The sequence below is a fragment of the Nocardia sp. 348MFTsu5.1 genome, assembly GCF_000383535.1.
In the GTDB taxonomy this organism is placed as follows: domain Bacteria; phylum Actinomycetota; class Actinomycetes; order Mycobacteriales; family Mycobacteriaceae; genus Williamsia; species Williamsia faeni.
Window position 1 is genome coordinate 132,856 of sequence record NZ_KB911516.1, and the last position, 24,985, is coordinate 157,840.

Sequence of the window (24,985 nt, forward strand, 5' to 3'; positions counted from 1 at the left end):
GTTGTTCGGGTTGCGGCGCCTACGCTGCCCGGCTCGAACAAAGGTCCGGGTCGCGGCGAGTGGTCGCCCTGCGAGTGTGCAATCAAGGAGCAGTTGATGAAGAAGCAACTCGGCGTGGCCGTCGTCGGTGCCGGATACTGGGGCCCGAACCTGGTGCGCAACTTCCGGGCATCGCCGGACTGGGATCTGGTCGCGGTGTGCGATCTGGACGAACAGCGTGCTCGCAAGGTGATCGGTCCGCGGTCGACTGTGGTCGCGGAGTCGTCGTTCGAACGTCTCTTGGAGCGCGACGACATCGATGCCGTCGCGATTGCGACGCCGGCGCAGACACATGCATCGCTGGCAATGGCCGCATTGGAAGCCGGCAAGCATGTGCTGGTGGAGAAGCCTCTGGCGCCCAGTGTCATCGATGCTGCGGTCATGGTCGAGGCAGCTCGCGACGCCGACCGGGTGCTGATGATCGATCACACCTACTGCTACACACCCGCCGTGCAGTACATCGCGCAGACAGTGCAGTCGGGGACGCTCGGCAACATCATGTACATCGACTCCACCCGCATCAACCTGGGTCTGGTGCAGCCCGACGTCGACGTTTTCTGGGATCTTGCCCCGCATGACCTGTCGATCCTCGACTTCATCCTGCCGGGAGGGCTCAACCCGGTAGAAGTGAGTGCCACCGGCTCCGACCCACTCCGGGTCGGCAACGCCTGCGTCGGCCACATCTCATTGACCATGCGCGACGGCTCGACGGCGCACATCAACGTCAACTGGCTGTCGCCCACCAAGATTCGGCAGATGGTCATCGGTGGCAGCCATAGAACTGTGGTGTGGGACGACCTCGATGCCCAACGCCGGGTGGCCGTACATGACCGGGGTGTCGATCTGGCCTTCGGCCGATCCGAAGACGAACGGCAAGCCGCCCGTGTCTCGTACCGGTTGGGCGACATCACGGTGCCGGCACTCACCGAGAAAGAAGCACTCTCGTCGATGGTCGGTGAGTTCGCCGACGCGATCAGATCGGGACGGCCGGCGAGGACGGATGGGGCGGCGGGACTGCGAGTTCTGTCGGTCCTCGAGGCGGTATCGGAGAGCCTCGCCGCCCGTGGAAAACCGGTCGCTCCGCACCAGTACACCAACGCTCTGGCTTTCCGGAGTGCGTCATGAGCGCGCTGCGGGGAGCGTCTGTGCTGGTCACCGGCGGTGCGGGCACCATCGGATCGACCATCGTCGACCAGCTGCTCGATCAGGGCGTTGATCGGATTGTGGTCCTGGACAACCTGGTTCGTGGCCGAGAGGCCAATCTGTCTGTGGCCCTGGATGACCCCCGCACCGAGTTGGTGGTCGGCGACCTGCGAGATCGGGATATGGTGCACGATCTGACCAAGGGCGCCGATGTGGTGTTCCACCAGGCCGCGATTCGGATCACCCAGTGCGCCGAGGAGCCGCGTCTGGCGCTCGATGTGCTGGTCAACGGTACTTTCACGGTTCTGGAAGCTGCGGCCGAACACGGTGTCGACAAGGTCGTCGCTGCGTCGTCGGCATCTGTCTACGGAATGGCGGAGCAGTTCCCGACCGGAGAACGCCACCATCACCACAACAACGACACCTTCTACGGTGCTGCCAAGAGCTTCAACGAGGGCATGCTCCGGAGCTTCCGGGCGATGTACGGGATGCGGTATGTCGGGCTGCGGTACTTCAACGTCTACGGTCCGCGGATGGACGTCCACGGTCTGTACACCGAGGTCCTCGTCCGCTGGATGGAGAGAATTGCCGACGGACTGCCACCGCTCATCTTCGGCGACGGATCCCAGACAATGGATTTCGTGTACACCGAGGACATCGCCCGCGCGAATATCCTTGCTGCTCTCAGTGATATCGATGAAGGTGTCTACAACATCGCCAGTGGTGAGGAGACGTCACTTCTCGAATTGGCCCACTCTCTGTTGCGCGCCATGAACTCCTCGCTGTCGGTCGAACACGGACCGGAGCGCGCAGTGAACGGGGTGGCGAGGCGCCTCGCCGACACCGGCGCTGCCTGGCGCGACCTCGGCTTCAAGTCCGAGATCGGCGTCGAGGACGGACTGCGTGAGCTCGTGCGCTGGTGGGAACCGCAACGTGAAGCGATCGCTGCCGGACGGGCGGTGGCGTCATGACCGCCGTGACCCGGCTGAACGTGATGCAGCCCAATCTCGGTGAAGAAGAGATTGCCGCCGTGGCCGATGTCATCGAATCGGGCTGGATTGCACAGGGACCCAGGGTCGCGGAGTTCGAAACCCGTTTCGCCGCGCTGGTGGACACGCGCAACGCGGTCGCCGTGTCCAATTGCACTGCGGCCCTGCATCTGGCGATGGTGGTGGCGCGCGTTCAGCCAGGCGACGATGTGGTGGTTCCGTCGTTCTCCTTTGTGGCAACAGCCAACGCGCCCACGTATGTCGGCGCCCGGCCGGTGTTTGCCGATGTGGACCCGGTCACCGGCAATGTCACCGCAGAGACAATCGAGAACGTACTGACGCCGAAGACCACCGCGGTCATCGCCGTGGATCAAGGTGGCATACCTGCCGACATCGCGGGTATCAGAGCAGTGTGTGAACCGCGGGGCATCACTCTCGTGGAGGATGCGGCCTGTGGTGCTGGTTCGCGGCTGGGCAACCGTCCGATGGGTGTATCGGCAGATATCGCGGTGTGGTCGTTTCACCCGCGTAAGTTGCTGACCACCGGTGAAGGCGGAATGCTCACCACCAACCGTCAGGACTGGGCCGACCGGGCGCGCAAACTGCGCGAGCACGGGATGAGTGTCAGTGCCGCGCAACGCCATCAGAGTGTGCTCGCCCCGGCCGAACAATACCTCGAGGTCGGGTTCAACTATCGGATGACGGACCTACAGGCCGCCGTGGGCATCGTGCAGCTGGGCCGCCTCGCCGAGATGGTCACCCGACGTCGTGTCTTGGCCGGGATGTATCAGGATGCGCTCGCCGACGTCCCGGGTGTGCGGTGCGTGGCCGACCCGGCCGGCGGACGTTCGAACTTCCAGTCGTTCTGGATCGAAGTCAGTGCCGGGCATCGTAACTCGCGGGAGGAGCTGCTCGGCGAACTCGCCTCGGCCGGGATCTCCGCACGGCGGGGAATCATGGCTGCGCACCGGCATCCGGCGCACGCGGGACGCGATCACGCTGATCTGACCGTGACAGAACGACTTACCGATTCGACGCTCATCCTGCCGCTGTTCCACCAGATGACCTCCGATGACCTGTTCCGGGTCGTAGATGTGATCAGGAGGTCTTGATGCGGCCGGTGATTCTGATCGGTGCCGGCGGGCTGGCCAGAGAAGTCGTTGCGCTGCTCGAAGGCTCGGCCGACCACAAGCCGATCGGCCTGCTGGACGACGACACGGCGTTGCACGGTAAGGACATCGCCGGACTACCCGTGCTCGGTGGAATCGACTCGGTACGAGAGCACACCGACTCCGACATCCTGGTGTGCACCGGGTCGGGCCGATCGCGCAGACTCATCATCGAACGGCTGGTTCGGCTGGGAGTCGACAGTTCTCGGTATGCGACGGTGATCGCGCCGGATGTCCGGGTGCCTTCGGATTGTGCCGTCGGTTCGGGGTCGATTCTTCTCGCGGGTGTGGTTCTCACCGCATCGGTGTCGATCGGACGTCATGCGGTACTCATGCCACATGCGGTCTGCACACACGACGATCGTGTCGGCGACTACGCAACACTGTGTGCCGGAGTAACTCTCGGTGGATCCGTGGAGATCGGTGATGAGGCGTATCTGGGGATGAACAGTGCCGTAAAGCAGAACGTCCGCGTCGGGACGTGTGCGGTCCTGGGAATGGGTTCGGTGTTGCTGGCCGATCTGCCCGCCGACGAGGTCTGGGTGGGCAATCCGGCCCGCGCGATCGAATATGGAGAAAGTCGGGAATGACAATAGAGAGACTTGCACCGCGCACGGAAGTGCCATTTGTGGACCTCGTGGCACAATTCGACGAGATCGCCGGCGAGGTGATGCCGCAGCTCCAACGCGTCTTGCAGAGTGCCGCATACATCGGCGGAACTGCGGTTGCAGACTTTGAATCGGCATACGCAGGGTTCTCCGGCGCCCGCCATTGTGTTGGAGTCGGCAACGGCACCGACGCAATCGAACTCGCACTTCGCGCAATCGGTGTCGGGAGCGGCGATGAGGTGATTTTGCCGACCAACTCATTCATCGCGACCGCCGAGGCAGTGAGTCGCGCCGGTGCGACGCCGGTTCTCGTCGATGTCGACCCGCACTATCTGCTCATCGATCCGGAACAGGTGGAGGCTGCGATCACGGCGCGTACGCGTGCGATCATCCCGGTGCATCTGTTCGGGCAGAGTGCGCCCGTCGAGAAGCTCGTCGACATTGCCGCCCGACACGATGTGGCGATCATCGAGGACGCCGCACAGTCCCAGGGCGCGAGTCGATTCGGTGTTCCGGCCGGAACCACCGGAATCGCAGCCGGCACCAGCTTTTATCCCGGCAAGAACCTCGGCGCGGCCGGTGACGCCGGCGCGGTCCTGACCAATGATGAATCTGTGGCAGAACGCATCCGGACCATTGCGGCCCATGGGAGCCGGCAGAAGTATGTGCACGATGTGGTGGGCCTGAACTCCAGGCTCGATGCGATTCAAGCAGTGATCCTGCAGGCAAAGCTGGCCCGACTCGAGGGCTGGAACAATCTGCGGCGCAGCGCAGCCGAGTGCTACAGCGAGATGCTTGCGCCGATCGAGGGAGTGCGGACACCGACGTCGGCGCCTGGCAATATCGACGTGTGGCACCTGTATGTGGTCCAGGTGGAGAACCGCGACCGGGTGCTCGAGGACCTCGGGGCGGCCGGGATCGGCGCGGGTATCCACTATCCGACGCCCATCCACCTGACCGGTGCCTACGGTGAGGGATACCGGACCGGGCAGTTTCCGGTGAGTGAACAGGCGGCGCGCCGTATCCTCTCGCTGCCACTGTTCCCGCATATTTCGACAGCTCAGCAAGAGTTCGTCGCGGATCGTCTATCGCTGATCGTTGGCGGCACCAGGTGACGCGGCCGAGTCTGCCACGAGGTCGCCCTGCGAATAGACGAGGGTGATCCGAATGCGAGTTCTGTTCTATCCCAAAACCCTCCGTCTCGGTGACAGCGAGCGAGGCGCTGTTGAAATGGCGGGGGCGATGGTGGCGGCCGGTCACGAGGTGATGATGATCGCCGCTCCCGGGATCCTTGCAGCGCGTGTCCACGAACTCGGAATCGAACTGTTACTGATACCCGATAGGCCAGCCGACGGCACGTTCCTTCCGGTACGACGGTTGGTGAAGGTGATTCGGGAGCGATCCATCGAGGTGGTTCATGCATTCGAATGGGAAGCGATCGACGAAGCATTTCTCGCCGCCAACCTGTCTCGCCGGCAGGTGGCTGTGACCGGCACAATCCATGCCAGAGGTGACTCGCCGATATTGCCGCATTCGGTGGCGTTGCTGGTGGGTTCGAAGAGCGCTGCAGGGGAATTGCGTACGCAGGGTTTCACCCGGGTCAGCATTTTGGAACCGTGGGTGGACACTGAGAACAACGGGTCCGGACGCGTGGTGGTCGGCGAAGAATTCGTGCAGCGCCGGCATCTCGACAGCAACGGATTGGTTGTCGCGCTGGCAATTCCACTCGACGATGAAGCATCACTGGTCACCCTGGTGACGGCCATCGAGTCGGTAGGGGAGATCGCGGCCGAAGGCACACCCGTTCAACTCTTGGTTGTGGGTGACGGATCACTGCTCGGGACGGCGACGGAGTGCGCAGCCGATTTCAATGCGCGATCAGGTCGTGAGGTGGTCGTCGTTGCCGGTGAGATGATCGATCGTCGAGCGGCACTTGCGGTTGCTGATGTGGTTGTGGCATCGGGTAGTTCTGTGGCACAGGGCATGGCTTTGGGTAAGCCGGTTGTGGTTGCCGGTGAACGCGGCTTCTTCAGGCCGTTGAGTCACGCCACGATTGACGAATTCTCTTGGAGCGGTTGGTACGGCGTCGGGAGTGGAAATCGCCTCGGAAAAGTGGATCTGCTGGCGGCATTGGAACCGTTGCTCGAGAGTTCACGACTTCGCGATTACCGAGGAGCGTACGCGCGAGAAGTGGTGTCACGCTACGGGTTAGATCATGCCTTTGAGCGGCAGCTCGAGGAATACGGTGCTGCGTTCGATACCAGAGTCGGTCGGCTCACGAGACTCATCGACATGTGTCGGGTGGCGGCGGCACTGATTGTTCGTCGTAGGCTGTGCGTGCGCCGCGTTACCCGTCGTAGAACATCTGAAATTCAGACCCCAGCCGTGCAAGCGCGCGACAAGCCTGTCGACCCCATTCGGAGAGCGAGGTGTGGACACTTATGAACGCACTTGACGTAACAGAGATCAGTGAGAAGCAGATTCAGGTTCACCCGCAGGCGCTGTGTGACAGCAACGATGTCGGTGCGGGTACACGAGTCTGGGCATTTGCGCACATCCTGAATGGAGCTCGCGTCGGCCGCGACTGCAACGTGTGCGATCACGCTTATATCGAGTCCGGCGCGGTGGTCGGGGACCGTGTGACCGTCAAGAACCGGGTCCTCATCTTTGATGGCGTCACCATCGAGGACGATGTCTTCCTCGGGCCCGCAGTGGTCTTCACCAACGACTTCCGCCCGCGCGCTCATATCAAACGCGGTGGTGACGCCCTGGCGTCCACCCGAGTTCGCAGCGGAGCAACGCTCGGTGCCGGCGTAGTGGTGGTGTGCGGAACAACAATTGGCGAACATGCTTTCGTCGGGGCCGGTGCGGTTGTTGTTGCCGACGTGCCCGCCCACGGTTTTGTCGTCGGGAATCCGGGCAAGAGGATCGGTTGGGCGTGTATCTGTGGGCAACGCCTGCCTGAAGACCTGGTCTGCGATGAATGTGGTCTGACCTATCGACCCAAAGGCGATGAGATCGAAGCGACCGGAGGTTCTCCGTCATGACGACCGGCAATTTCGCAGGGCCCGAGGGGCACGTAGATGTGGCAGTTGTCGTGGTGACCTACAACAGCGCTGACGACATCGGACATCTGCTCACCGACCTTCGGTACGAGGCTCTTGACCAGTCGATTCGGGTGGTGGTGGTCGACAACGATTCATCCGATCGCACAATAGAACTCGTATCAGAACACCCTGACGTGGTCTTGGTTTCCGCCGGTGCCAACATCGGGTACGCCGGCGGGATCAATGTTGCGCGCGGGCACGCAGGTGATTGTCGCGCAATACTTGTCTTGAACCCCGATCTACGCATTCGACCTGGTGCGGTCGCGGTCATGCTCGATGCACTGGACAATCGAAATGTTGGAGTGGTTGTCCCGCGAATCGTCGGAGACGATGTAACGTACCCTTCGCTGCGTGCCGAGCCGACAGTGCGGAATGCATTGGGAGATACTCTATTCGGGCACCATCTCGCTCGTCGGCCTGCGTGGATGTCGGAGACGGTGTGGGATCCGGCGGAATACGGATACCCACATGCAGTCGATTGGGCAACCGGCGCGGCATTGCTGGTGCGTTCCGACGTGGATCGGGCCGTCGGGGACTGGGATGAGCGCTACTTCCTGTATTCCGAAGAGGTCGACTATCTCCGTCGGGTTCGGGAATCTGGATACGCGGTGTGGTTCGACCCGGCTGCCGTAGTGGCACACCGCGGCGCGGGATCGGGTAGTTCGCCGGCATTGTCAACCCTGATGGTGGTCAATCGAGTTCGCTACTTCCGTAGCCACCACGGCAAGATGCACTCCGGAGGGATGCGGGCGGCAGTCGTCCTGGGGGAGTTGTTGCGGTCGTACGACCGCGGCCACCGAGCGACGTTGGGCGTCCTCTGCAACAGTGCCCGGTGGACCGAGTTGCCCAGTGCAGCGCCAGTCCCGTCTCCGACCGGTCGGCGTGGTCTCGGAGCGGTGATCGTGCCCGCGCACAACGAATCTGCCGTCATCGGCCGAACCCTCAAGCCCCTGGCGGCCGCAGCTGCCCACGGAACGATCGAACTCATCGTTGTCTGCAACGGATGCTCGGACGACACTGCAGAAATCGCCAGATCCTATGTCGGAGTCACTGTAGTGGAGACCGCAGAGGCATCGAAGGTCGTAGCGCTCAACTTGGGGGATACAACAGCGACGTTGTGGCCGCGTCTCTACCTCGATGCTGACACGGAGGTCACAATATCTGCTGTGGCACAGGTGTTTGACAAACTTCGAGCGGGTTCGGTGCTCGCAGCGCGGCCATCGTCGAAATTTGATGTCGACGGCGCAGACAGAATTGTTCGCTCGTACTATCGGGCTCGATCGCGTATCGCCTGGTTCCGAACCGCACTGTGGGGCGCTGGTGCCTATGGGCTCAGCGAGGCAGGACATGACAGGATCGGCAGGTTTCCGGCGCTGACTGGTGACGACCTGTGGGTCGACGCGCAGTTTGCCACGGACGAGAAGTCAGTTGTTGCCACCGAACCGACCACGGTTGTGGTCCCTCGCGACCTCCGTAGCTTGCTGCACATCCTGCAGCGCGGATACCGCGGTAAGTCTGAAATCGCAGAGGCGCCACCGGCCGGTCGCACTCTGCGAGCCATGCTCGGTTCGGCTCGCGGCCCGCGATCGGCGTGGGATGCCGGCGTCTACATCGTCCTGACTCTTGTGGCTCGGCGACGGGCGGGACGAGCCCGTTCCGATTCATGGGAGCGTGACGACAGCAGTCGAACGGCGTATGGAATCCGAGTCCCGAATCAGCCCGAGCGCAGCACGTCTCCACCCCTGGCTGGTGACACCGGAGGTGTTGGCGAACAAGATCTGGAGTCATCGATCGCATCTCTTGAAGTGGCCGGATCCTCATCCGGACAGCAGTTTCCGTAACGAATGGCGCACGTCATGCATCGATTCCAGTCCTCAGTGGTCCGAGTGTGCTGCAGCATGGCGGTCGTTGCTTCATTGATAGCAGGATGTGGGGGACCATCGGACGCAGACATCGATCCCGGACGCAATGTCCTGAGTTTGCCGAGGATCGCATGGGAGGGCGGATCTGAATACTGGCGCCAGTTCGCCAACGCATCGGACTGGACGTCTCCCGACTTCTTTCCGATCGGCCTTTGGTATGGATCATTCGACACTGCTGAGCAGGTCCGCTGGGATCAACACTTGGGCATCAACTTCTACACGGGAGGTCTTTGGAAGGCGTCTGACTTCGAGATTCTCAAGAGTACTGGAATGTATTGGGTTGGCGGGAAAGTCAACGAGGGGTTTGACTCCAGCTCGAAGAACTGGCCCGGCCGGCTGACCGACGATGAGGTTGATGGGCGTTTTCCAAGTCCGGCGGCCGGGCGTGCCCACCTTCAAGAGCTTGAGGACGAACTACGCGGCCATGGTCAGTTTCTCTACGGGAACTACACGCAGATGGTGGTCGGAAAGGATCTTGCCGTCTCTGACCAGGAAAAGTATGTCAACGACTACACCGACGCGGTGAGTCTGGACCACTATCTCTACACGAACTCGTTTTGTGACTTCGACCCGTACCGGGGAGATCAGTACGTCAACCCTATTCCGCAATCCACCTGTCGGACAGCATCGAGCTATGGGCGGATGACCGATTCACTTCGTGCCCGTGATGCCGCTGATGGTCGGCTCCAGGCGATTTGGAACTTCATCGAAGTCATCACAGGTGTCGGGGACGAGAAGTCCTTTGTGCGCAACATCGCGCCGGCGGAAATCAAAGGCGCGGCAATGGCATCGGTAATCAACGAAGCGCGGGGGATCGTATGGTTCCAGCAGGCGTTGGGCGGGGACTGCCTGACCACGCAACCGTTGCGAAATGCGCAGGACCAGGGCGAAAGCTTCTGCGGCAAGAATCAGGTGGCCGCGATGGGAGAAATCAACAATCTTCTCCACTCGTTGGCTGCTGTATTGAATACGCAGAGCTACGATTGGGATTTCGGTAGTCAGATTGACACCATGTTGAAAGTGATTGATCGGCAAGCGTACATCTTTGCCATGACTGACGGCGGAAGTGGTGAACGGACTTTCACGGTGCCAGCAGGTCTTGCGGGGAGCGCTGAGGTAGTGGGGGAAGGAAGAACCCTGGAGATCCGTGACGGAAAGTTCCGAGATTCCTTCCCAGTAGAGTCGACATACCACATCTACAAGATCGCTCTTGAGTAGGAGTGAAAGTGTTCAATTTGGCTCTCGCATATGAAGTTTCGCTATGGGTAGGCGGTCGTGGTTGCCGTGACCGATCAATCCTATTATCAACCAGGCGACCAAGAGGTGGTAGGGACCTTGATTTCAACTGACGATTTCAGTGCGCATTTTGTGGGTCTGGATAGGCCGACATCGCTTTCTTCGCGGGCCCGTCGCGGCCGCTGGAAAAAGTTCGCGGCTACATTCCCCGACATCACAGAGTGGCGCATCCTCGACCTCGGGGGAACGCCGGATTACTGGATGAGTGCGCCAGAAATGCCGAGGCACGTCACTGTCGTCAACCTGGTGCGATTCGAGGAGAGATCTGAGGCGGTCACGTCTGTACTGGGAGACGCCTGCGATCCGCCGGGCGACGTATTGGCTCAGGACTACGATTTGGTCTATTCGAACAGTCTTATCGAACACGTCGGCGGTCACGCCCAGCGGGCACGACTGGCTGAGGTGATCCGCAAATCGGCAAGTCGGCACTGGGTGCAGACGCCGTACCGCTATTTCCCCATAGAGCCGCATTGGCTTGCACCGGGCATACAGTTCCTTCCGTTTGAAGCCAGGGTGCGGGCAACGATGCTGTGGAAGCCCGGGTACATGCACACCAAAGATCGTCAGACCGCCATTGTCCGAGTGAACGAGGTCGAGTTACTGGGCCTCACTCAGATGGACTGCTACTTCCCGGATTCACACATCTGGACCGAGCGATACGCCGGGCTGATCAAATCCATGGTAGCGATTCAGGGCTAGTAGACCACGGCGACACTCGCAGCTCGGTCCACGCGGCAAAGGAGCGGATGCCGTCAGTGTGTAGTCGGTCCACTGGTCGGTCCGTTGTGCCGCCCACAGCGCTTCGGGACGCAGCCCAGGCCGGTGGGGTGGCTGCTGTAGTCATCGAACGGGCCGCGGAACTATGCCGACACAATCACCGAATGACATCGTTGAATCACCGCAGGCGCAACCGAACCCGCCCGTAGCCAGAACCCGTTTGCCATAATTCCTGGCGCGGCACGAATCAAATTATGCCCACGTCGGAATAGATTGACGAGCTGGGGTATCTGCCGTTGCCGGCCGAGGCCGCTTGAGCACTGTCTTAGGTGTGGCACAACGTCATTTGAAAACATTGATCGTGATCACCACCAATTGCAGCGTCTCCGAATGGCGAAGTATTCGGCGGCACCACCTTCACCGCAGCCATGCTCGACCGCCTCCCGCACCGCCTAGTAATGTCAAACTCGGCGGGTGCTCGGGCAGGGAAATCAATCGTGCACCTCCACAAGGGGAGTCGGATGGTGGCTACTCTCCCGCTGCGTTCCCCCAAAGAAGCGACATACAGTGGGAGCCCGCATAGTGCAACATATTGACATGACTCAACCCGAGGGGTTGCGGGCGCTTGGCAAGCCGCATAAGGATATGTCGATCCAGGCGCTACGCGGAATCGCAGTTCTACTGATGGTCGCAGGTCATGTCATTGGAGATAAGGCCACACGTGGAATGACCGTTACGGATGACTCGATTTGGAGGTACAGCTACATCCTCCTAGAAGACATCCGTATGCCCCTCTTCTCGGTGATCTCAGGCTTTGTCTACGCATACCGGCCTATCCGGCCCGGGGCGATTCAAGGTTTCCTTCGCGCCAAGAGCCGGCGCCTTCTGTTCCCATTGGTCACTGTCGGAATCTTGTTGTTCGGAATGCAGTTAGTCGTGCCAGGGATCAATTCCAAGCCCGCGGTCACCGACGCCTGGATGATCGTCATCTATGGACATGACCACCTGTGGTTCCTTCCCTCGATCTTTCTGATCTTCGCCGTAGTTGCAGTACTCGACAACACGTCCGTCACCACCACCCGCCGTGGCTGGCTGATCGCGACAGTTGTCTCCGCGGCGCTGTTCGTTGTCCTCAGATTCTCCGGCACCTGGAACATCTTCAGCATCGACGGCGCCATCCGTTTGATGCCATTCTTCTTGATCGGCTACGGCATGCACCGATACATGCTGTTCGACCTGCGCGGGTTCGGCGCTGCCGCAGCTGGTGCTGTACTGGCAACTCTCCTTATCCCGCGAATCGGCATATCCGTCGACGGATGGGACGTACCAGTTGGGGTTGACCGGCTTTTGAGCCTCGCGATCGGTGTCGTCGGCGTGACGCTGATTTACTCTGCCAGGAATGCGGTTCGATGCCGAGCCCTCGCATGGATCGGCGGGTTCTCGTTCGGTATCTACCTCCTTCATGTCTTCGGCGCCGCCGCGACCCGCATCGCGCTCAGCAAAGTCAGCTTGGACACGGATATCGCGGTATTCACGATCGGTATGATCGCGGGAGTTGGCCTCCCGATTTTGTTCCAAAAACTGTTCGGATCCTGGACACCAGTTCGTGTCGGCATTCTCGGGGAGAAGCCCATCCGCGGCGACCAGCCTGCTGACGCAGATCCGGAGTTGTGTACAGACGGAAGTCACCGGCGCCACCATAGTCGAGTTCGGGAGGGTGGCACCCCAAGCGATTCCCGGTCGACAGGTCGGTCACCAGAGTCTCCGCCGCAATCTGCCCGTTGATCAGGCTGAATTGTGCTGTCCATGACCCGCGAGGTCGACGCGTTCTCCAAACCCGATTACTCCTGTCCGGATGGCAGTACCGAATAGTGATGCGGGTTTATTCGCCGCCGTCTGCGATAGGAACGCACCACCGAACGGACTGACCCCAACACCAATTCTTCAGCTGCCCCAGCCGGCTTGTCCGGCGTAGCCGCTATCGTCGTACCCGGCCACGTCTTTGCGAGGGTCGGCCACCCCTTGGTGCTTAGAGTGCTTAGGCAGCGTCTTCCACGTGATCATCCCGGACAACATGAAACCGATTGTCCCCCAGGCTGATGCGATCAATCCACGGCTCTTGCGCGGATGGCTGGACTACACCGGGGCACGTCGGGTTGGTCACCGATACTGCGCGGGTGCGCACTCTGCGGGACTGGCCGTGGGTGGAGCAGGCCATACATTATGTGCAAAAAAACTTCTGGACCGGTGGGCCGTTGCCTTCCTCGAGGCAGCCCAACAGGCGGCGAGCATCTGCTCTTCCCAGACTGCTGGGATGCGGACCATGGCACCACCGCAGAGTCAGTGGTCCCGTTCGACGCCGCCGAGCACTCCCACCGGCTGCCTGTGCCTGCCTCTATTATGTCCGATATTCAAGACAGTGAAGGTGCACAAAGACTTTCACGCCTCGGTCTGCAAATATGAGTACTCGCTGCCGGAAACGTGGATCGGATCGGTACTCGATGTGAGGTCGCAGAGAGCGTGAAGTTTTCTATCATCGCGGCACCCTGGCCTGTTGGCAGTCACGGAATCCCCACTGAGGGATGTCCGTCACGTAAGTCTCCCTAGCCGTCATATATTTCCCGCCTGGGGCGGCGCGCACAAAGTCGTGGGCCTCGCACACAGGTTCGCTTTTCCTCACGGGTTACCGCCTGGAAGGGCCTTGCTGGTGAGGCGAAGTTTCGACATGCTCGGCTTGATCGAGCTGTTCACCCACTGGCGTGCGGGGCCGCTCCCGGCGCCAGATGGCAGAGAGCCTCAGGACCGACCGCAAGACCATCGCTTATGCCGACGTTGGCATTTCGGACCCAATGCCGCGGTGTTCGTTATGCCGCATGGGGATTGGATCGTCATGTGGGGAGGACTGACACCATGGCGATCTCGGTGACTAGCTCTCGATGGCGAAGACGAAAGAACTATCTGTCGACGACGTGAGGGTGGATAGGTTTCGACACGTGACCTCCTGCGCTGTAGTCTCCCTCAGCTCTCCTTCAACTGGGCCCACAACGGGGGTACGCATCACGGGGTCCGACTATCGGGCGGGAGCAGGCCAGATTCCTGTGCTTACGCCAATGTTGGTGCTGCGGTGTCTGTATCGGGCAGCTTGCAGGACAGTGAGCTGCCGTCGCGAACGGTGGTGGGTAGATCGATGCCTGGGCCGGGTCCGGCGGCGGGATGCAGTGTTCGCCGGCGGGGTGGTAGCCGGCCGAGCATAGGTAGGTCACCATCGAATCGTCGATATCTGCAGTTCGGTCCACGCGGCAAAGGGTTGTGCAGGTGTGTTGCGACTGCCGATCACACTGAAGCCACCGCGACCGTCGTCGGACGAAACCGTGGCAATGGCGTTCCCATCGACCCAGATCGTGGTCTGTTGGGGAGTCACCGTCATCCGGACACCGTGGGTGCCACTGGTTTGTAGTTCCGACGCAGCGATGACGCGGTCGGTGATGTCGGTGATCGTGGCCCGGTCGCGGCTGACCATCAGGCGGACGGATTGATCAGGGCCGGATCCAGTCCGGACCCGCAGGCCGGTGGAGTTGCCTTGAGCGAGATCGATCGCTGTCGCCGTCAGCGTGTAGTCGGTCCACTGGTCGGTCCGTTGTGCCGCCCACAGTGCTTCGGTGTAGGTGAGTGTGTCGGCTTCGAAGCGCACAACGCCGGCAGACAGCTCGCTGTCATGGATCGGTCCGCGGGTATAGCGGCCGGGCTCGAGCCAGGTGCTGTCCACCGCGGTCGGATCCATCGACGCCACCGGGAGTGTTTGTGCTGAGCGGACACGCTCGAACACCTCGCGGGTGGTTTCACCCTGGGTCACCTCGAGTCTCTCCAGTGGCATCACCTGTTGCGAGGCGACCGGCGTCGGCGCGATGGGGTGCCCGTGGTTGGTGAATGCGGCCACGTAGTGGTCTGCGAACACCTGCGCTGAGATCGCGACCGCGTCATTGGAGATTCGAGAACTCGGTGCCGAGAACGGGTAGGAGAACAGTGTGGGCGTCGGCAATCCGTGGTCGGCGAAGTGCGCGTCGACGGCGGCGATGTCCTGGCGCATCCGGTCGGCGAACTGCTCGCCGGTCTCCTTCACTCCGTTCGGTGACTCGAGTGCTGCCATCGCAGGAAGTTCTTGTCCGTCAACATCTGTGCGGTAGTGCAGACCGTCAGTGTGTGACTGGAAGGACCACCGACCGGAGTTGCTCATCCGATCGAGTTGCTGCCACGTCAGGTAGTAGGGGCGTTTGGTCGCGACCGACGACGTGATGAGGAAGCTGACGGCGGTGAAGCCGTTGTCGTGCAAGATCGTGTCGGCGTACTTGTAGAGCCCGGAGGTGCCGTCGTCGAATGTGATGACCACCGACTGCTCGGGTGGTGTGTAGGTGCCCTGGAGGTAGTCGGAGTATTGCGAACCCGTCAGTGTCCGGTAGCCGGCGTCGTGCAGCATCTTCATCTGCGACGCAAAGGCTTCGGGGCTGATCACATAGTGCCCGGCGTCGGGGTCGGTGCTGATGTCATGGTAGGTCAGGACGATCGGGGCGGCGCCGTAGCCGGAGCCACTTCGGGCCGCGTTTTCCGCCGCCCACCCGGTATACACCTGACTGTCTTCGGCACTGAATGCCGTTGGGTCAGTGTCCTCTTGGAACCCGATGTACGACTTCCACCACCAAATGCCAACGGCCACGGCCACCAATGACAGCACGATGGCGAGTGCCAGCACTCGTAGGCCGACGGCCGAGAGTCGGTGGCCCACATGGCCACGTCGAGCGGCCGGTCCGAGTTCGGGCATGAGTGCAGAGCCGTGGGAGCGGGTGATCGCTGCTTGCTCTTGGGCGTCGCGGTGTCGATCCAGCAACTTCATAGGAGCGTGCCTCGGCTCAGGACGAAGACATACAGAACAACGGCCAGCACGACGAACGCGACGGTGAGGAAGAAACGCAGGATTCTTCTGGATTTCAGGCTCATAGTGACCTCGACCAGATGCTGCGACGAATCGTCAGCAAAGAGTAGGGGAGTAGCCACGACAGGCAGAGCGCGGAGATGAGCCCCATCAGTGGGCGGTAGCGCCAGCATGTTGAATGTGGGTTGTCGATCGCGAAGGCGAGCGCCCAGGCGCAGCCCTTGATGAAGATGCCGGCGAGATACAGGGCGGTGAGTAGCCACAAACCGTTCATCGGCGCCCAGATCATGTGCCGTATCGCCATCAGCGGCGCGGCCGCAACCCACACGGTGTGGCCGTAGTAGAGAATTGATGGCTGAATGCCGCGGCGCCACATGAATGTTCCGGAAGAGCACAGGTTGCGGATGAAGCTCTTCTTCCAGCGGACCTGCTGCTTGAAGAATGCCTTCCGCGATTCGGGCACCACGGTCCAGACTTTGGCCGACCGGACATATCCCACGCGCCACTTGCGCTCGGGATAGTCCACCTCGGACACAAAGGGGGAGTCGGGGTACTGCTTCTTGAGCCCTTGACCGCGCCACTTCTGGCCGAGCACATACCCGGTGAGTTGGCGGTCGGTGGCGAACTTGAACTCGGCACCCAAGAAGCGGTCGTTCGCCCATGCCGGCAGGTAGTTCCAGATGGCATCGCGCCGGAACACGGCCAGCGGACCGGACACGCAGGTCACCGATCCGACCGATGCCTCGGCCGCCTTGGCGACGCGAAATAACCCTCGTGCAACGCAGCGCCGCAAGGCATCTGGTGCAGTGCACAGTCGCGATTTGTAGACGCGATGACGTCCCCCCGCGCGACCGTCGCGCCCCGGACCAGCGCGTCCTTTCTGCCGACATCCTGCTTGAGTGCGATCAAGGTGAAGTTCAGTTCGGTCTTGAGTTCTCGGTGATGCCGTCGGTGGAGGCATCGTCCACAACCATGACCTCGAGGTCCGGGACGCGAAAATGAACGTGTAGATCGTCGAGGACAGCACCAGGAACCCGTACAGCAGTTCCGTGGGTCGAAGGTTATCTGTGGAAATGCCGTGCGAGCAGTGCGGTGAGTGCGAGAACAGCGATCAGCAGTGTGGCCCGCCCCTGGCTGCGCTCATCCACAATGTCGGCGCCATATAGCCGGTCTGCGTCGTGGGTGGGCTCGTGTTGGCCCGATGCTACGTAGGCGCGGAGGCGTGCGAGGACATCCTGGGGAGGTCGATGTCATCTGCGGCAATGTTCGTCCGTTGTTTCAACCGCGACGTCGAGATCGATCACAGGGTGGTCGACGGAAACCGGTGACATTGCGGTCGGAGGGCCCCCATGACGGAGACGGCGGGAGAAGGCTGTGAAGGTCGATCCCGATGCCCGCTCGGTGATTGATACCCACCGGACTCTGGCCGCGCCCGCGTACGTCCATGAGCTTCGCCTTTGGTCGCTCGCAATTCCCGGAAAAGCCCTGTGCTACAAGCTAACAGGGCTAAACCGGATCGCGTGCTCGATCAGCAGGCGTCGATCTCTGCGGATGTCTGCGCCTGGTCGAGGCAGTCAAAGCCTTCGTCGATGTCGTTGACTGCGCCGAACACGATCACGATGCCCCAGATGCCTCCGGCGATGGCGAGGATGGCGAGCACCACTGCGGAGATGGCGGTCTTCTTATTGGTGGCTTTGTTCTTTCGGACGCGTGACCATCCGGCCAAGCCGAGGATCAGCGCGGTGATTCCGAGTGCCAGGCCAATGAAGCCGGTGAAGGGGACGAGGCAGAAAAGCAGTCCGATGAGTGCGCAGATGATCGCAGCGATGCCCAGGCCGTTTTTCTCAGGGTTGATCGGCGCTGGCTGCTGGTAGTAGGGCTGTGGTGCCGGAGTGATGGGATGTTGCGGGCTCACATTGATTCCTTGGGTGATGTTGTGGTCGTTCTGAGTCATGCTGCTCCTTTGGTCGGGTTACTTCTGTTTTGTCGGTGTAGTTCGTTGATTCCAACGAACCCTTCTTTTGCGTGCGGTCACTATCGGCGCGGACTTTGTATCTCCGGTTAGTGAAGCCAGCCGCCCGATACTTGTGGCGGAAGCGGGCGCGATGTGAGTGCCCAGGGGAGATGGGCTCACGGCGTGTACCGAAACCAGTCAACGATCATGGTCGCTGGGAAAGGCGTGGCGTCCGTTGGTGGACCAGGCCAATCCCCGCCGACAGCCACGTTGAGCACTGCATACATGGGGTGGTTGAAGACCCAGCGCCCCCCGGCGGGCAGTGACGCCGGCCCGAATACGGCGAGGACCGTGTCATCAACTCCTATGGTGATGCTGTCGGGTTGCCAATCGAGCCAGTAGACATGATAATCGTTCGCGAGATCCGGGAAGGAACCGCTGGCGCGCACTCCGTCGTGATCTGAGTAATCGGAGTTTCCCTGTGGGCCGTGCAATGTCACGTAATACGTCGTACCGACGTTGACGAGCTCCATAAGATCGATCTCACCGCATTCGGGCCATCCGACGTCCGGACAATCGGAGCCCAACATCCAAAATGCAGGCCAGATACCTTGTCCTGAAGGCATTTTGATGCGGGCGCTGACTTTGCCATACAACATGTCGAGCGTGCCCCGTGTCACCAGACGGCCGGAGGTGTAACCGTTGCCGGTTGTCTGTGCCTGGATGAGGAGATGACCCTCGCCATCAAGTCGGACATTGTTGGGGGATGAGGTGTAGGTCTGGGCTTCGTGATTCGCCGAATGAGGGTCGCCGAAATCGTAAACCCACAAGTCTCGGTTTGGGGGTGACCCTGCGGGACCGTCGAAATCATCGAACGTCTCGGTGGATGTCGAACCAGATATCGCCGAACAGGAACACAGCATGAGGACCAGTGCGACGACGAGTGCCAGATTACGCGACTGCTTCATGATTCCCGTTCCCGGATCACCTGCTGGATCGCCCTGCGACGGAAACGTCCTTGACCCGCCCAGGCAGGATGATCCTGTGTGCCACCCTTACCTCCTTGTCCGTGGGGAGCGGACCATGCGCCTTTATGTAGTCAGACATCTGCCGATAGTCCTCAAATATCATGGTGCACATCATCTCCCACCTGCTTACGGCCGTGTCTTCTGGAATGTCTGCTGCGCGATCGTCACGGCGGTGATGACCATCGTGACAATCACGCACGCGGCGAACAGAAACCAGACCTGGTAGAAGTACACCGCGCCCGACGCGCTGGCCCCGGCGACTTGGGCATGTGCCCCACCGAAACTGACTCCTCCTGCATGGCTACTCATTTCTTACACTCCCTCGGATTGGTACTGGCCACTCCAGCGGTCCTTTTTGCTGCCGGATAAAGCTTCGATCCATGCATAGATGAACCACCCTGCGCGCATATAGGCGAATAAGTCTTGGGGCACCAAGGCGAGGGCGGTGACGCGGTCGCGCCAAGTGCGGTGTGGGATGCGGGCGGCCATGATCCAGTCGGTCACCGCGAAATACACCGGACACAACAGCCAGATCGGGCGGAACTCGAAGGTTCCCAGCGCCAGCGATGCGATCAGCGCCAGCGGCCACCCGATGCGCACGAACGCTTGGAGGAACCCGGCGAACTGCTGCATCCAATCAAGTGCGGTCAGCCGGTTGAAGCCTAATTTCATCAGGTCGCTGACCGTTCCGGACTGCCACTTCATCCGCTGACTCCACAGGGATCGCACACCCTTCATGGCGTCGGTGTAGGCCCGCACGGTTGGCGATACCTGGCACAGATAGCCGGCAGCTCGCAGGCGGTAGGTCAGCTCGAAGTCCTCAACCATGCTGGCGTAACACCACGGGCCCTCGTTGTGCCCACTGGTCGTTGCTGCCTCCACCAGAGTGACTCCCCTGATGGCACAACCGGTTCCAGCCAGCACCGACGTCCAGCCCCGGCGCAGGCTGGTGTCGGTCCATCGCGCGAACTCGGCGCGCTGCACCTGCACGATCGCCTGATCGCCGTTGCGCTCGTCGCGCATTGTGAACTTGCTGGACGACCCGCCCAGTCGTGGGTTGGCATAGAACTCGCCCACCCAGTCCCCGACCGCGTTCTGCGGCAGCCGGGTATCGGCGTCAATGCACACCACAATGTCGGCCAGCCGGGCGTGATGGAGCCAGCCGTGATTGAGTGCGCGGGATTTGCCGTGCGTGGTGCCAGTCGGGAACACCAGATCTATCGCGGTGACCTCCGGAAAGCTCTCGGCAATCTGGTGGGTGCGATCGGCGACCTTATCCGCGGCGCGATTGGTGATCACCACGATCTTGTTCGGCGGTCTGTGCTGCGCGAGAAGGCTTCTGATGGTATTACCGATCTCAGCCTCCTCGCGGTGCGCCGCTATCAGCGCGACAACGTAGGCCCTCGTCGGCTCGGCAGGCAGGCAGGGGTTCGGCACCTCAACGTCGACGTTGTAGGCGCACTTCTCAAAGCGCATGTGTCTTCCTGATTTATGGCTGGATGGGGCAACGCGGGAAGCGCCGGGACGAGGGTACGGATGGCATTGACGGCTCGCCAGAAACCGATCGACCGATCGACTCTTTAACTCAGGTGACCGCCCGCGCGTGCATCATCCACCACAATGTCGAGATGGAGATAATTGCAAGCGCGAACGCCACAAAGAATGATCAGGATGTTCATAACGATTACACGAGGCCCCAATTTATCTGTTAGCAGCTATAGGAAATACAGGCCCACTGCGACCAAATTGATCGACCAGCGAGCAGTCAAGTGATGTAGGGGTTCATATCCCGCCATCGATACCGAAATCGTGTCACACTCCGACCGATTTGGACGAACGCAGAAGCGTGGACTGTGAGTCGAATCACGCGAAATCGACTGTCCTGTAATCTGTTCGCACTAATTCTCGACACTACGCAGTAGGCGCCCCGGATGCCGGGATGATTGTTGAGATCAAAAGTGAGTTCTACGTGCAGCGGCCACCGACTGTTTGGCCCTAATGCCCAACAATCCGTCCGAATCAACGTGACACTGAAGATCTCGCAGGCACATTCCGGAGTGCTGTAAGCCGCGCAGTGGATTAGTCCGACTTGATTTGCCAAGCAGTCATCGCGTGTAGTAATAGGCCATGGGAAATGGCTCGGGTGAGTTTCTGTCGCCCGTTGCCCGGTTGACTCACCTTGGTGTGTCACCTCGGCGTTCGCAGCGTGATTCGAGGCATGAATACAAGATGTTGTGTGAGGTGCCTTGAGGTTCCGACTCGCATCAGAACTATCGGTATCGATCCGCACAAGGTCGCCGATCGCGCCACGCCGCTTGATGCGGCGACGAACCCTGATTTGGGATCGAAGTGCATCGACACGTCTATCGCAGATACAAACTACGCATCGCGTGTGCGAGGACCCGGCGAAAGCGTGTGGCGAATGGAAGGTTCAGATGTCCTTGGCCGCCATCTGGGCCTATCCGACATCGAATCATGACGCAGGCCGTCGCTTTCAACGCCGCGTTCAGTGCGCTCGGACTCGCGACGGAAATATCGGACGTGTGATCGACAGATTTCGGGTGATGCCGATGTCCCGTCTTGCGCTGGTGGTGGGACGGACCCTCTCGGATTCGGTGATCCAAATTCTGGCTCTGCTTGTGATGAGCCTGACAGGGCTCGCGATCGGGTGGCGGATCCATGAGAGATTCTGGTTGGCCTTGGGCGGCTATGTCGTCGTGCTGTTCTTCGGTTTGCCATGTCGTGGGTCGGCGCTGTCGTAGGTCTGTTGGCCGGGTCACCCCGGGCGGCGCAGAGCCTGAGGGCCTCGATCCTCTTCCCGCTGGCGTTCATCTCTTCGGCCTTCGTCCCGTCTGAGACCTTGCCGGGCATTTTGCAGGACGTGGCGAACTGGAATCCGGTGACATCGGTGGCCGGCAGTTTGCGTGAGTGTTTCGGCAACCCGACCTCCGTGAACCCGCTGTTGCCAGAGCCTGTGACCTGGCCTCCGCGCATTCGGAGGTGTACTAGTTTGTCGTGCCTGGTCATAGTGCTGGTGTGCATACCGCTGGCAGGACAACTTTGGATCGTTCGAAGTCTTGACAATAATGCCTCGATCGGAGAATTTTGCTGAGAATCTTCGTCCAAAGGGTGCTTTCGCGGTGTCGATTTGGCACGATGGCAAGCATGTTCGCCCTCCTGACAACAGTCGCCGTCGTGGCCTGGATCGCGGTGTCCGTCGTGGTTGCCCTCGTGATCGGGAAGTCGATAAAGCTGCGCGATGCTAAGGAAGGCCTCCGGGAAGCGCCAAATCGCCTTCAAGGCGAAAGCGGATTGCGGCCCAAAGCGTCCTGAATTGTCGGCTGAGCGCACGAATTCTTGCTAGATTCTGCACGCGTAGTGCAATTGTTGCGCGATCCCCCGGTAGATGTGTGATCGTAAAGGTCATAAGTATGGGGTTGGGGTTGTCGAGGAACGTGAGATGCGGTTGACCGAAACAAGGGGTGGAGAGCCGCAGGACTGGCCGGCTTGGGATGCGCAGTCATTGACAACAGTGTTTGACTCGCTCGCCGGTGGACTCGTTGTTGTCTCTGCCGATGGCAAGATCGAGCAGGCCAACGAGGCCGCGGACCGGATCCTCGAACTGTCCGAGAGGCGAGGTTCGACGCTCGAATTCAACGCGTCGTGCTCCCTGACGTTCCGTAGTGATTCCGGCACGCGACTACCGGCCCGTGACTTCCCCAACCGCCGTGCCGTCGATACCAGGGGACCGGTGTCGGGAGTCGTTGTCGGAGTCGACCGTATCGACGGTTCGCGGACCTGGCTCGAGTGCAACGCCGTCCTCCTCCATCCCGAAGATCCGGAGTCACAGGTGGTCGTGTCGTTCAACGACGTCACCGAGATTCAGACGATGCGCGAGCGCCTGTCGATCGACGGCGAACGCGACGCGCTCACCGGGCTTCCGAACCTGAAGTACGTGATCCGGTACATCAACGAATTGTTGGGGACCGTCCGCTCGATGGATCGCCACAAGGTCGATGTGGTGATGGTCATCAACTTCGACAAACTCCGGCAACTCAACGCCTCGCTGGGACACCTTGGCGGCGACATGGCCCTTGCGATGACGGCCGAGCGGCTACGCCAGGAATTGCCCGAACCGCATCTGATCGGGCGCGTGGTCGGAGCAGAGTTCATCGCTGTCCTGCGGGATGTCGACGAGGAAGCCGTCGAAGACGTGTCGGACTTCGTGCACGTCCTGCTGACAGAGCCTTCGGAGATCGACGGCACACAGGTACGGCTGCGGGCAAGTGTCGGGATGGCCCGCATCTGGCCGGGTGATCAACGCAGCGCCGAAGACATCATCAGCGCGGCCGATACCGCGATGTATCACGCCAGGACCAAAGGCGGCGGCCACACGGTGGACTTCGACGCCCTGCCCGGCTGACGTGATCTGATCAGGCCGTCAGAACTCGAACTCGTTCTCGGGCGCGGGTTTTCCGAACAGGAAGCCCTGGGCGTGGGTGAAGCCGAGCTCGCGGAGTTTGCGTACCTCGTCTTCGCTCTCCACACCTTCCGCGACTGTGCGGATGCCGAGCGACGCCGACAACGTACACACCGCGCCGACCACACTGCGTAGCGGCTCGACGATTCCGACCTGGGACACGAGGGATCGGTCGATCTTCACCACCTGCACCGGCTGTTCCACCATGTACCGCAACGCAGCGAATCCGGTCCCGAGGTCGTCGACGCAGATTGTGCAGCCGAGGGCGTCGAGCTCGGAGACTGTTTGTGCCGCCGGGGAACCGATCTCGATCAGGTTCCGTTCGGTCACTTCGACCCACATCGTGTCGGCGGGAACACCGGACGCCGCGATCGCAGTTGCGACATGATCGACGAGCCCGCTGTCGGCCAGCTGACGCGCGGAGAAGTTGATCGACATGAACAGCGATGTATCACCGGACTTTCGCTGCCACTGCGCCAATTGGTCCAGTGCGGCGCTGACGCCCCAACGCCCGATCGGGACGATCAGCGAGGTCGTCTCGGCGGCGTCGAGGAAGTCGGCAGGAAGGCGGAGTTCATCACCGACCTGCCAGCGCAGGAGCGATTCGAATCCGACGCGCTTTCGCGATGTCAGGTCGACGATCGGCTGATAGTGCAGCGAGAAGTCGCTGCCGAGGGCCTTGGCCAGCTCGGTGGTCGCCGCCACCTCCTTCTTGAGCAGTTCCACCGACTCCGACGACGCACGAACAGACGGCGTGGAGGTCTGTATTGCCTGGTGGACGGCTGCGCCGGCGGCTCGGACCAGATCCGGTGCACTGAGTGCGGTGGACACTTCGGAGGCAACCGCGACACCGAGGCTGGTCGGCACGAAGACGGGTCGACCGTCAATGTCCACCTGGCGCGACATGCGCTCGACGAGCCTGCGCTCGACCGTCTGCGCATCGACCTCGGCAGCGTTGAAGAACACGAGCACCAGATGATCGTGGGGACCTTCCCAGACAGCCGGATCTTCGCGGAACGTCTCGCTCAGGGCTTTGGCCACGGCCGGTCGAAGTTTGCTGACGAAGTTCCATCCCAGAGCGGCGGCGAGCAGACCGGTCGGGTCGATACAGACGAGCACAACACCGAGGTCCGGGTAATTGAAATGTGCGGTGAAGGCGCGTAGGACATCGCGGGCTGCCACCGGCGGTGGCGGGGTTGACGCTGGCATGCACAACTCCCGATGATCACCAGCGCGGAAGTCATCCCGTTGTGTGACTCTCTGCGCCTCGTTCGATGGGTGAGTTTACCGCGCTCGCGCGATTCTCGACTTGCCATGGCCGGATGCACCTGATCTGTCTAGACTGACTAACGTTGTTCCCAAGTTGGGGGCCGGCGCCTGAGTGAAGTTTCGCGCCTTGAAGGTTCATCAGCGTCACATATCAACTCGGGGCTCACGCGCCTGGGCGGTGGTGTCGCTGCATGTTGGATTCGGATAACTGATCGCTGTGGGCAACAAATTCTCTGAGCGTTTCGACTCACGATCAACCGCGGTACTGATCAGTACAGCGGGCGCTTTCGCATTGCCGTTGTTCGCGTTTCTGCAGCCGGGATTCATTACCGACGGC

22 protein-coding genes are annotated in these 24,985 nt (G+C 61.0%); 15 read left to right on the top strand and 7 right to left on the bottom strand.

All coding sequences use genetic code 11. The annotated features are described in order from the left end of the window. Positions 1-96 precede the first annotated feature (96 nt). The 11 genes from H290_RS0116300 (at position 97) to H290_RS30235 (ending at position 12,775) form a co-directional block, all read left to right on the top strand. The gene (locus H290_RS0116300; protein ID WP_020107891.1) at positions 97-1,164 is read left to right on the top strand and encodes a Gfo/Idh/MocA family protein; all 1,068 of its coding nucleotides are present in this window, start codon (positions 97-99) and stop codon (positions 1,162-1,164) included. Continuing rightward, entirely contained in the window at positions 1,161-2,153 is a 993-nt protein-coding gene (locus tag H290_RS0116305; RefSeq protein WP_020107892.1) for an NAD-dependent epimerase/dehydratase family protein, read from the top strand. The genes H290_RS0116300 and H290_RS0116305 overlap by 4 nt, the downstream gene beginning before the upstream one ends. Further along, the gene (locus H290_RS0116310) at positions 2,150-3,283 is read left to right on the top strand and encodes a DegT/DnrJ/EryC1/StrS aminotransferase family protein (RefSeq protein WP_020107893.1); all 1,134 of its coding nucleotides are present in this window, start codon (positions 2,150-2,152) and stop codon (positions 3,281-3,283) included. Before H290_RS0116305 ends, H290_RS0116310 begins: the two co-directional genes overlap by 4 nt. Continuing rightward, positions 3,283-3,930 carry a NeuD/PglB/VioB family sugar acetyltransferase gene (locus H290_RS0116315; RefSeq protein ID WP_020107894.1) on the top strand — a complete coding sequence of 216 codons (648 nt, stop codon included), beginning with the start codon at positions 3,283-3,285 and terminating at the stop codon, positions 3,928-3,930. Before H290_RS0116310 ends, H290_RS0116315 begins: the two co-directional genes overlap by 1 nt. Further along, the gene (locus H290_RS0116320; RefSeq protein ID WP_020107895.1) at positions 3,927-5,063 is read left to right on the top strand and encodes a DegT/DnrJ/EryC1/StrS aminotransferase family protein; all 1,137 of its coding nucleotides are present in this window, start codon (positions 3,927-3,929) and stop codon (positions 5,061-5,063) included. Before H290_RS0116315 ends, H290_RS0116320 begins: the two co-directional genes overlap by 4 nt. Positions 5,064-5,115: 52 nt before the next feature. Then, on the top strand, positions 5,116-6,393 hold the full coding sequence (locus H290_RS0116325) for a glycosyltransferase family 4 protein (RefSeq protein WP_036519240.1): 1,278 nt from the start codon (positions 5,116-5,118) through the stop codon (positions 6,391-6,393). Continuing rightward, positions 6,390-6,995, top strand: coding sequence for an acyltransferase (locus tag H290_RS0116330; RefSeq protein WP_020107897.1), 606 nt, complete (start codon positions 6,390-6,392; stop codon positions 6,993-6,995). Before H290_RS0116325 ends, H290_RS0116330 begins: the two co-directional genes overlap by 4 nt. After that, a complete protein-coding gene (locus H290_RS30705) occupies positions 6,992-8,896 on the top strand; it encodes a glycosyltransferase family 2 protein (protein ID WP_020107898.1) in 1,905 nt (634 codons plus the stop codon). Before H290_RS0116330 ends, H290_RS30705 begins: the two co-directional genes overlap by 4 nt. Positions 8,897-8,953: 57 nt before the next feature. After that, on the top strand, positions 8,954-10,195 hold the full coding sequence (locus H290_RS0116340; RefSeq protein ID WP_155976879.1) for a hypothetical protein: 1,242 nt from the start codon (positions 8,954-8,956) through the stop codon (positions 10,193-10,195). Between the two features lie 57 nt (positions 10,196-10,252). Continuing rightward, the gene (locus H290_RS0116345) at positions 10,253-10,972 is read left to right on the top strand and encodes a class I SAM-dependent methyltransferase (protein ID WP_231373718.1); all 720 of its coding nucleotides are present in this window, start codon (positions 10,253-10,255) and stop codon (positions 10,970-10,972) included. Between the two features lie 615 nt (positions 10,973-11,587). Further along, positions 11,588-12,775 carry an acyltransferase family protein gene (locus H290_RS30235; RefSeq protein WP_020107901.1) on the top strand — a complete coding sequence of 396 codons (1,188 nt, stop codon included), beginning with the start codon at positions 11,588-11,590 and terminating at the stop codon, positions 12,773-12,775. Between the two features lie 1,474 nt (positions 12,776-14,249). On the opposite strand, the gene H290_RS28810 is transcribed toward H290_RS30235, so the two are convergent. From H290_RS28810 to H290_RS0116400, 6 genes are all read right to left on the bottom strand, one after another. Beyond that, on the bottom strand, positions 14,250-15,878 hold the full coding sequence (locus H290_RS28810; RefSeq protein WP_020107903.1) for a polysaccharide deacetylase family protein: 1,629 nt from the start codon (positions 15,876-15,878) through the stop codon (positions 14,250-14,252). A 100-nt stretch (positions 15,879-15,978) separates the two neighbouring features. After that, positions 15,979-16,635, bottom strand: coding sequence for a glycosyltransferase (locus tag H290_RS28815; protein WP_020107905.1), 657 nt, complete (start codon positions 16,633-16,635; stop codon positions 15,979-15,981). Positions 16,636-17,445: 810 nt separating this feature from the next. Continuing rightward, the gene (locus H290_RS0116380; RefSeq protein ID WP_020107907.1) at positions 17,446-17,871 is read right to left on the bottom strand and encodes a DUF4190 domain-containing protein; all 426 of its coding nucleotides are present in this window, start codon (positions 17,869-17,871) and stop codon (positions 17,446-17,448) included. A gap of 176 nt (positions 17,872-18,047) precedes the next feature. Beyond that, on the bottom strand, positions 18,048-18,839 hold the full coding sequence (locus tag H290_RS0116385) for a glycoside hydrolase family 16 protein (protein WP_020107908.1): 792 nt from the start codon (positions 18,837-18,839) through the stop codon (positions 18,048-18,050). A gap of 186 nt (positions 18,840-19,025) precedes the next feature. Then, the gene (locus tag H290_RS31180; protein ID WP_155976880.1) at positions 19,026-19,208 is read right to left on the bottom strand and encodes a hypothetical protein; all 183 of its coding nucleotides are present in this window, start codon (positions 19,206-19,208) and stop codon (positions 19,026-19,028) included. 3 nt (positions 19,209-19,211) lie between these two features. Further along, positions 19,212-20,375, bottom strand: coding sequence for a glycosyltransferase family 2 protein (locus H290_RS0116400; RefSeq protein ID WP_020107911.1), 1,164 nt, complete (start codon positions 20,373-20,375; stop codon positions 19,212-19,214). A 1,067-nt stretch (positions 20,376-21,442) separates the two neighbouring features. Between H290_RS0116400 and H290_RS31475 the strand changes: the two genes are divergently transcribed. The 4 genes from H290_RS31475 (at position 21,443) to H290_RS0116420 (ending at position 23,322) form a co-directional block, all read left to right on the top strand. Continuing rightward, positions 21,443-21,661, top strand: a complete 219-nt coding sequence (locus H290_RS31475) for an ABC transporter permease (protein ID WP_196809555.1) — start codon at positions 21,443-21,445, stop codon at positions 21,659-21,661. Beyond that, a complete protein-coding gene (locus tag H290_RS32035) occupies positions 21,637-22,011 on the top strand; it encodes an ABC transporter permease (protein WP_081631605.1) in 375 nt (124 codons plus the stop codon). The genes H290_RS31475 and H290_RS32035 overlap by 25 nt, the downstream gene beginning before the upstream one ends. Before the next feature lie 53 nt (positions 22,012-22,064). Next, complete coding sequence (locus H290_RS31185; RefSeq protein WP_020107913.1) at positions 22,065-22,232, top strand: hypothetical protein; 168 nt, start codon at positions 22,065-22,067, stop codon at positions 22,230-22,232. A gap of 199 nt (positions 22,233-22,431) precedes the next feature. After that, positions 22,432-23,322 (top strand): sensor domain-containing diguanylate cyclase, encoded by an 891-nt coding sequence (locus tag H290_RS0116420; RefSeq protein WP_020107914.1) that lies wholly within the window; start codon positions 22,432-22,434, stop codon positions 23,320-23,322. Positions 23,323-23,340: 18 nt separating this feature from the next. On the opposite strand, the gene H290_RS28835 is transcribed toward H290_RS0116420, so the two are convergent. Next, entirely contained in the window at positions 23,341-24,588 is a 1,248-nt protein-coding gene (locus H290_RS28835) for a GGDEF domain-containing phosphodiesterase (protein WP_081631607.1), read from the bottom strand. Positions 24,589-24,985 lie beyond the last annotated feature (397 nt).

What these genes read in the sequence shown, in the direction of transcription:
- H290_RS0116300 (WP_020107891.1), top strand. Translation starts at nt 97, where the DNA reads ATGAAGAAGCAACTCGGCGTGGCCGTCGTCGGTGCCGGATACTGGGGC.
- H290_RS0116305 (WP_020107892.1), top strand. Translation starts at nt 1,161, where the DNA reads ATGAGCGCGCTGCGGGGAGCGTCTGTGCTGGTCACCGGCGGTGCGGGC.
- H290_RS0116310 (WP_020107893.1), top strand. Translation starts at nt 2,150, where the DNA reads ATGACCGCCGTGACCCGGCTGAACGTGATGCAGCCCAATCTCGGTGAA.
- H290_RS0116315 (WP_020107894.1), top strand. Translation starts at nt 3,283, where the DNA reads ATGCGGCCGGTGATTCTGATCGGTGCCGGCGGGCTGGCCAGAGAAGTC.
- H290_RS0116320 (WP_020107895.1), top strand. Translation starts at nt 3,927, where the DNA reads ATGACAATAGAGAGACTTGCACCGCGCACGGAAGTGCCATTTGTGGAC.
- H290_RS0116325 (WP_036519240.1), top strand. Translation starts at nt 5,116, where the DNA reads ATGCGAGTTCTGTTCTATCCCAAAACCCTCCGTCTCGGTGACAGCGAG.
- H290_RS0116330 (WP_020107897.1), top strand. Translation starts at nt 6,390, where the DNA reads ATGAACGCACTTGACGTAACAGAGATCAGTGAGAAGCAGATTCAGGTT.
- H290_RS30705 (WP_020107898.1), top strand. Translation starts at nt 6,992, where the DNA reads ATGACGACCGGCAATTTCGCAGGGCCCGAGGGGCACGTAGATGTGGCA.
- H290_RS0116340 (WP_155976879.1), top strand. Translation starts at nt 8,954, where the DNA reads ATGGCGGTCGTTGCTTCATTGATAGCAGGATGTGGGGGACCATCGGAC.
- H290_RS30235 (WP_020107901.1), top strand. Translation starts at nt 11,588, where the DNA reads ATGACTCAACCCGAGGGGTTGCGGGCGCTTGGCAAGCCGCATAAGGAT.
- H290_RS28810 (WP_020107903.1), bottom strand. Translation starts at nt 15,878, where the DNA reads ATGAAGTTGCTGGATCGACACCGCGACGCCCAAGAGCAAGCAGCGATC.
- H290_RS0116380 (WP_020107907.1), bottom strand. Translation starts at nt 17,871, where the DNA reads ATGACTCAGAACGACCACAACATCACCCAAGGAATCAATGTGAGCCCG.
- H290_RS0116385 (WP_020107908.1), bottom strand. Translation starts at nt 18,839, where the DNA reads ATGAAGCAGTCGCGTAATCTGGCACTCGTCGTCGCACTGGTCCTCATG.
- H290_RS31180 (WP_155976880.1), bottom strand. Translation starts at nt 19,208, where the DNA reads ATGAGTAGCCATGCAGGAGGAGTCAGTTTCGGTGGGGCACATGCCCAA.
- H290_RS0116400 (WP_020107911.1), bottom strand. Translation starts at nt 20,375, where the DNA reads ATGCGCTTTGAGAAGTGCGCCTACAACGTCGACGTTGAGGTGCCGAAC.
- H290_RS32035 (WP_081631605.1), top strand. Translation starts at nt 21,637, where the DNA reads ATGTCGTGGGTCGGCGCTGTCGTAGGTCTGTTGGCCGGGTCACCCCGG.
- H290_RS31185 (WP_020107913.1), top strand. Translation starts at nt 22,065, where the DNA reads ATGTTCGCCCTCCTGACAACAGTCGCCGTCGTGGCCTGGATCGCGGTG.
- H290_RS28835 (WP_081631607.1), bottom strand. Translation starts at nt 24,588, where the DNA reads ATGCCAGCGTCAACCCCGCCACCGCCGGTGGCAGCCCGCGATGTCCTA.